Source organism: Piscicoccus intestinalis NBRC 104926, from assembly GCF_001515525.1.
GTDB classification, from domain to species: domain Bacteria; phylum Actinomycetota; class Actinomycetes; order Actinomycetales; family Dermatophilaceae; genus Kineosphaera; species Kineosphaera intestinalis.
Map to the genome: position 1 here is coordinate 1 of NZ_BCNQ01000204.1, position 6,336 is coordinate 6,336.

Below are 6,336 nucleotides of genomic sequence, written 5' to 3' on the forward strand. Positions count from 1 at the left end.
ACGCTGCGGGCCTGGCGGGTCGACGCGGAGGCGAGCGGCGCGCACCCCGGCGCGCGCTGGCGCGACGACCTCTCGCTCGTCGCGAATCACGGTGTGCTCGACCGCGACAGCGCGCTGCGCTCGGCCTCGACGCTGCTGCGGGCGCTGGCGCGCTACGAACGCGTGGAGACCGATCGGCTGCACATCGGGATCGGGGCCGCGCTGCTCGGGCGGCCGGTCCGGCTCCACGCGAACGCCTACCACAAGATCCGCGGCATCTACGAGTACTCGCTGCGCGACGACCCCCGCTTCGGACCGCTCGTGGAGTTCGTCGACGGCGGCGAACAGGGCACGGGCAGTGGCGGGTTCGCCGGCGCGGCGGCTGACGCCACGGCGGCCGACGACGCGCCGACCAGAAGCGTCGAGGCCCGGGTCAGCGGCGCCGGCGGCGACGCACGCCCGCCCACAGCTGCCGGCGCTCGGGACCACTGAACGCGAGCACCGCGTAACCGGCGGCGACGGGCGCGGCGGCCAGCCCGGCGCCGAGCAGGCCGAGTGCGCCGCGCGGCAGGTGCGGGGCGAGCGCGAGTTCGACGGCGGCACAGGCTCCGAGCGCCACCGCCGCGGCCAGCCAGGGCACGTCGCGGACGAACCAGCGCAGCCGGGTGGGCAGGCTGCGGCGGGCGTCCCAGCTGACGTAGGCGCTCTGTACGACCTTGGACAGGGCGGTGGCCGCGACGATGCCGAGCATCCCGAACGGGGCGTACAGCGCCAGGCTCAGCGCCACGTTGCTCGTCAGCCCCGCGATCGTGCCGCGCATCTCCAGGCCGGAGTTGCCGAGCGCCAGGCCCCACAGCACGAGCACCCGCGCCATGAGCCAGCACATGTTGCCGAGGAGCAGCATCGCGGCGACAGTGCCCGCGAGCGCGAACGAGTCGGGTAGCCAGGCGCGCACGCCGACGTAGGCGGCCGGGGCGCCGAGCGCGCACCAGCCGACGACGGCCTTGACCCACAGTCGCTGCACGGACTCCGCGGTGGGGGCCGCGGCCGGCGCCCCGTGCGCCCCGACGCGCTGGCCGATGAGCGCCTGGATCGGGCCGACGGCGTTCTGCGGCATCCACGCCAGTTGCGTGGCGAAGCTCGTGCCCTGCCCGAACGGCCCGGACAGCTGCGCGGAGAGCAGTCGACCGGCGACGAGCTGGTCCTTCTGGTAGCCGATGAACGTCAGCAGGCCGCTGACCTGCACGCGCCAGGCGTAGCCGAAGAACTCGCCGAACTCGGCGCGGCTCAGCAGGCGCAGCCCCGCGCGGTCGAGGTAGCGCAGGCCGACCGGCACCGAGACGCTGCCGACGACCAGTCCCTGGGCGACGAGAGCGCCCGCGAGCCCGTACAGGCCCCAGCCCTGCAGCACGGTGACCACGAGCCCGACCGTGTAGACGGCGTATCCGGCGAGCAGCGCCATCGACATCGTGCCGAAGCGCTGGCGGGCGTAGACGACCGAGCTGTAGAGGTTGCGCAGCAGCAGCACGCCGGTGACCGGCACGAGCACGACGAGCAGCACCCACGCCTCGTCGCGCAGGCCCGGGTCGAGGCGGAAGAAGTCGAGCAGCCGCCCGGCGAGCGCGAGTACCGCGGCGGTGACGGCCAGGGCGCCCACCGCGACGATGACGGAGACCGAGAACAACAGTTGGGTGGTCGCAACGCGGTCGTCCCGGCCGGCGTAGATCGTGAAGAACCGCAGCGCCGACTGGCCGATACCGCCGTCGAGGGTGCCGAGCATCGAGACGAGCGTCGAGACGAGCAGGAACACGCTGTAGCGGCCGGCGCCGAGACCGTGGATGACCCACGGCGTCATCGCCAGGTTGACCACGAGCGGGATGAGCTGCGCCGCCGCCGACCACGACGTGCCGCGCAGCAGCGTGCGCGCGGTACTGGTGCGCGAACTCGCCTGAGCCGGCGGAGCGGTCATGACACGTATCCCCTCGTTCGTCATGAGGCGACCCGGCGCCCCCACGCCCGGCGAGGCGCGCGGCACGCGCGCCCTCTCTCGTTATCGTAAGCGACATGACGGCCCAGGCCTTCTGCTATGTCGTTGTGGCACACGAGTCTTCGGGCACCGAACGGCTCGTGCGCCGGATCCGCGCGGTGAGCCCGGGCGCCCGAGTGCTCGTGCGGTTCGAGGATCCCGACGCCTTCGACGCGGCCGCGCTGCGGCGGGCGGGCGCGATCCCGTTCGTCAGCCGCGTGCGGGTGCGCTGGGGCACCTGGTCGCTCACGGAAGCGATGCTCGAGGCGCTGGGCCAGGCGCAGGCGATGACGGGCGCCTCGCACTACGTGCTGATCTCCGGGCAGGACTACCCGATTCGCGACCTACGACGCTGGGAGGCGGGCCTCGCGGCCGACGGTGTCGACGCGCTGCTCGAGCCGATCGCCGACCACCCGCAGGACTGGCGGTTCCGGTGGCACGCGGTCGATGTCACCCGCCCGCGACACGCCGGGGCGTACCGGCTCGTGCGGCACGCCGGGTGGCGACTCGGCACCGTGACCAGGCCGGTCGTGCAGATCCTGCCGCGTTTCACCGCGACCGACCGGCACTGGCTCATCGGGGTGGCCCGGCCGTGGGCGCGTCCGCCGCGCGGTCTGCGGGTCACCAAGTGCAGCCAGTGGATGATGCTGTCGCAGCGGGCGCTGACCCGGGTGCTGGAACGCCACCAGGCCGATCCTTCGCTGGCGACGTTCTTTCGGACCGTGAGGATCTCGGACGAGTCGTATGTGCAGTCGCTGCTGCACGCCGAGCCCGGGCTGCGCATCACGCACGGCGAGACGACCCTCAAGCGGTTTCCTCCCGGGCGCTCCAGCCCGCAGTGGCTCGACGTCGCCACGCTGCGCGAGCTGGCCGCCGGCTCGACCGCCCCGTTCGCACGCAAGGTCGCGCCCGACGCGGGGCCCGAGCTGTTCGCCGCTGCGGATGCCCTCGCGGCCGCCGAGAGCGCGGCCGTTGGGAGCGCCGCCGATAACGCGGGCGGTGGCGGCGTCGCCCGCGGCGTCGGCAGAGGCGCCGCATGATCCCGATCGGAAGGGAACCACGGTGCCGCTGAAGGACTTCGCCCGCGGACTACGGGACGGCGTCATCGCCCGGGAGCGGCTTCGCCGGGCGCACCCGCACGCGTGGATCGCCGGCGAGGTGCTCTTCCGCGGCGACCCCCGCCGAGTGCGACTCGCCCCCGACGTCGCGATCAAGGGGCCCACCGTCATCGTCGTCACCGACGGAGGCGGGCTCACCGGCTCCGCGTTGGAGATCGGGCGCCGCACGTACGTCGGGGAGTTCAACAACATCCGCTGCGCGGGCGCGCCGATCCGCATCGGCGCGAACTGCCTCATCAGCCAGCAGGTGACGGTCGTCGGCACCAACCACGGCACGGCCCCGGGCACGCCGATCGTCGACCAGCCGTGGTCGGGCGAGGGCGTCGTCGTCGGTGACGACGTGTGGGTGGGCGCCGGCGCGGTGCTGCTGCCCGGCGCCCGGATCGGCGACGGCGCGGTCGTCGCCGCCAACGCGGTCGTGCGCGGCGAGGTGGAGCCGGGGGCGATCGTCGGCGGGATCCCCGCCCGGGTCATCGGGCGGCGCTGAGCGGCTGGGACGCGGGTCGATCACCGGTCGACCGCCGTGCCGACCACCGGGCTGACCATCTGTCGACCACCGGGCCGCCTCGGTCAGGCAACGATCCGGGCTCGCACGGTGGCCGGCCAGGTGTCGGCGTCGGTGGGCCGGCCCGCCTCCACGACGTCGGCCTGCACCTCGCGGGGCGTGCGCCGGCACAGCGCATCGGCGGCGGCGAGGGTCGCGGCCGAGACGTCGGGGCCGAACTTGCGCGCGAACGGCGCTGCGCTGCACCGACGCAGCCGCGCGAGCACGTCCGGATCGACCCACTGCGGGCTGCCCTGCCCGGGCAGGAACTCCTTGGCGGTCGTCTGCCCGTGGGCGATCCGCGCACCCGGCAGATCGTGCAGCAGCGACGGCACGTACGACTCGTCGGGGATCTTCACGTGCTCGAAAAACCCTCGGGCCCGGGCGTCCCGGCGATCTCGGCGCAGCAGTTCGTCGACCGCCTCCGCACGCGCCGTGAGCCACTGCGCGCACTTGGTGACGGTCATGGGCGGGGCTGTCACCCGCGACAGACCCAGCCACACCCGGTCGTCACGCGGGCGGCCGGAGGTGTGCGCGTACGCCACCGGGTTGAGCGCGGCGCCGGCGCGGTTGAGCGCGAACCGGGCGCCCCTGTCGACGAGGTCGACCCCGGTGGGCGGGAGGCGCCGGACCGACCAGCGGATCCGGAAGTTGTGCGCCTGGGTCGGCAGCGGATCGAGCAACACGTCGACGTCGAGCGCGCGCAGTTGCTCCTCCCACGCGGCGAGGTCGCGAATCGGGTAGTCCTGCCCGGAGATCAGCGTGATGTACTCGGCGCCGGTGGCCGCTCGGGCGAACGCCAACGCACCGAGGACCATCTCCACCTGAGACCAATCGCCCCAGGCCACGTCCACCGGGCTGCGCAGTGGGATCGCTCCGGCCGCCCGCAGCCGGGCCGGGTCGATGTAGTCGAGGCGGTGGTAGCGCACGACGACGTCGCTGGCCGGGCTCAGCACGCGCACCCGACGCACGAGCCGCAGCACCGCCTCCGGGTCGGTATGTGCCAACACGACGTAACAAAAGCTCATGCTCAGCCCCTAGCCCGCCCGGGTCGCGGCGGCGCGGCGTCCGATCGGGCGCGCGGGGACGCCGCCGACGATCACGCCGGGCTCGACGTCGCTGGTGACGACGCCGCCCGCGGCGACGACCGCTCCGTCTCCGATGTGCACGCCGGGCAGCAGGGTGACGCCGACGCCGAGCCAGACGTCGTTGCCGATGAACACCGGCAGATCGGGCGCCATGCCCTGGGAGTTCATCGGTCGCGAGGTGTCGTCGTAGATGTGCTCGTGCGAGACGATCACGCAGCGCGGGCCGATCATCACGTCGTCGCCGATCGTCACCGTGCCCAACACCATCGACTCGACGCCGATCCCACTTCGGTCGCCGAGACTGACGCCGGATCCGGAACCGAAATAGACGCCCTTGTCGATATTCGTATCGGTGCCCAGATGATCGAACAGCACCGCGCACGTCGACGCGCGCATCGCTCGACCGATAAAGCCCAACGGCGACCGCTTACGCGGCAGGCGCGTGGCGATGAGGTGATAAAGCGCATACGACATCCAACGTCGTAACGACGGTCGTTTCGAGAGTCGTTTCGAGGGTCGTCGTGTCATGCCCACCTCGCCGTCGTGTCGACTGCGGGCCGTCTCGCCCGGTGCGCCCAGAGCTTTGCGCCGTCGGTGCGAACCCAGCGCGACGCGCCATCGGCGCAGCTTGGCCTCATCGCGATCTCACCTCTTCGTCCGCCTATGCTCGAACCGCAACAACATTGAGTCTGAGAGGAATTCATGTCGTCTGCCGCTCCCCCGGTCGTCAGCGTCCTGATCCCCGCCTTCAACGCCGAGCGCACGATCGGCGCTGCCATCACCGGCGGCCTCACGCAGACCTACGAGCACGTGGAGGTCGTCGTCGTCGACGACGGCTCCACCGACCGCACCCGGGCGATCTGCGAGGGCTTCGGCGATCTCATCACCTTCGTGCCCATTGCCAATGGTGGCACGGCGAATGCGAGAAATATCGCAGCAGCGGCCGCGCACGGTGATTTCTTTGCATTCTGCGATGCCGACGACATTCTCCTGCCGCCGCACGTGAGCACGCTGCTGGCGGCCTATGAGGCGGCCGGCGGCGGGCGGCGTTTCGTGCACGCGGACGCGTACTTCCTCACCCCGGCGGGTATGAATCATCTGCGCACCGTGATGTACGGGCCGAGTCCGGCGCCGGAGCAGCAGCGGATGCGCCTGCTCGAAGGCAACTTCGTGTCGATCTTCGCGCTCGTGCCGCGGGAGATGTGCGCCGAGCTCGGCGGCTTCACCACCGACCGCTACATCGAGGACTGGGACCTGTGGCTGCGGGCCGTGTTCGGCGGCTGGCAGATCGTCGACAGCCTCGCCGCCCACGCCTTGTACCGACAGGTTGTGGCAACGAAGTCGTCCGATCGGCACAAGGTGTTCGCGGGCGAGCGGGCCGTGCTGGCCGACATCGCGCGGCGCGACGACCTGACCGCGGCCGAGCGCGACTATCTGGCGCGCCGGCTCGCCGCCGACTCCCCGCGGGCCCTGCACGACGAGGCGGAGGCGGCGCTGCGGGCCGGTGACTATCCCCGCGCGCGGAGCCGGTTCACCCAGGCCGCCGGGCTGTGGCGTACCAACCGTCCGCTACAAGTCAAG

The 6,336-nt window shown here is 72.4% G+C and carries 7 protein-coding genes; 4 read left to right on the top strand and 3 right to left on the bottom strand.

Annotated features, from left to right (window positions below; translation table 11 throughout):
- A partial coding sequence (locus PINTE_RS23450) for a hypothetical protein (RefSeq protein WP_217996661.1) occupies positions 1–471 on the top strand: 471 nt, incomplete at its 5' end.
- Here the strand turns inward: PINTE_RS23450 and PINTE_RS19830 are convergent.
- Positions 413–1,948: a lipopolysaccharide biosynthesis protein gene (locus tag PINTE_RS19830; protein WP_068434098.1), complete on the bottom strand. Its 1,536-nt coding sequence runs from the start codon at positions 1,946–1,948 to the stop codon at positions 413–415. The two genes, PINTE_RS23450 and PINTE_RS19830, sit on opposite strands and share 59 nt — an antisense overlap.
- Positions 1,949–2,043: 95 nt before the next feature.
- Between PINTE_RS19830 and PINTE_RS19835 the strand changes: the two genes are divergently transcribed.
- A complete protein-coding gene (locus tag PINTE_RS19835; protein WP_068434100.1) occupies positions 2,044–3,045 on the top strand; it encodes a beta-1,6-N-acetylglucosaminyltransferase in 1,002 nt (333 codons plus the stop codon).
- Positions 3,046–3,067: 22 nt separating this feature from the next.
- Positions 3,068–3,610 (top strand): DapH/DapD/GlmU-related protein, encoded by a 543-nt coding sequence (locus PINTE_RS19840; protein WP_068434106.1) that lies wholly within the window; start codon positions 3,068–3,070, stop codon positions 3,608–3,610.
- 83 nt (positions 3,611–3,693) lie between these two features.
- On the opposite strand, the gene PINTE_RS19845 is transcribed toward PINTE_RS19840, so the two are convergent.
- On the bottom strand, positions 3,694–4,695 hold the full coding sequence (locus tag PINTE_RS19845; RefSeq protein ID WP_157087408.1) for a beta-1,6-N-acetylglucosaminyltransferase: 1,002 nt from the start codon (positions 4,693–4,695) through the stop codon (positions 3,694–3,696).
- 9 nt (positions 4,696–4,704) lie between these two features.
- Positions 4,705–5,283 (bottom strand): acyltransferase, encoded by a 579-nt coding sequence (locus PINTE_RS24845; RefSeq protein ID WP_068434108.1) that lies wholly within the window; start codon positions 5,281–5,283, stop codon positions 4,705–4,707.
- A 174-nt stretch (positions 5,284–5,457) separates the two neighbouring features.
- Here PINTE_RS24845 and PINTE_RS19855 point away from each other — a divergent pair.
- On the top strand, positions 5,458–6,336 hold an 879-nt coding region (locus PINTE_RS19855; protein ID WP_068434104.1), incomplete at its 3' end, for a glycosyltransferase family 2 protein.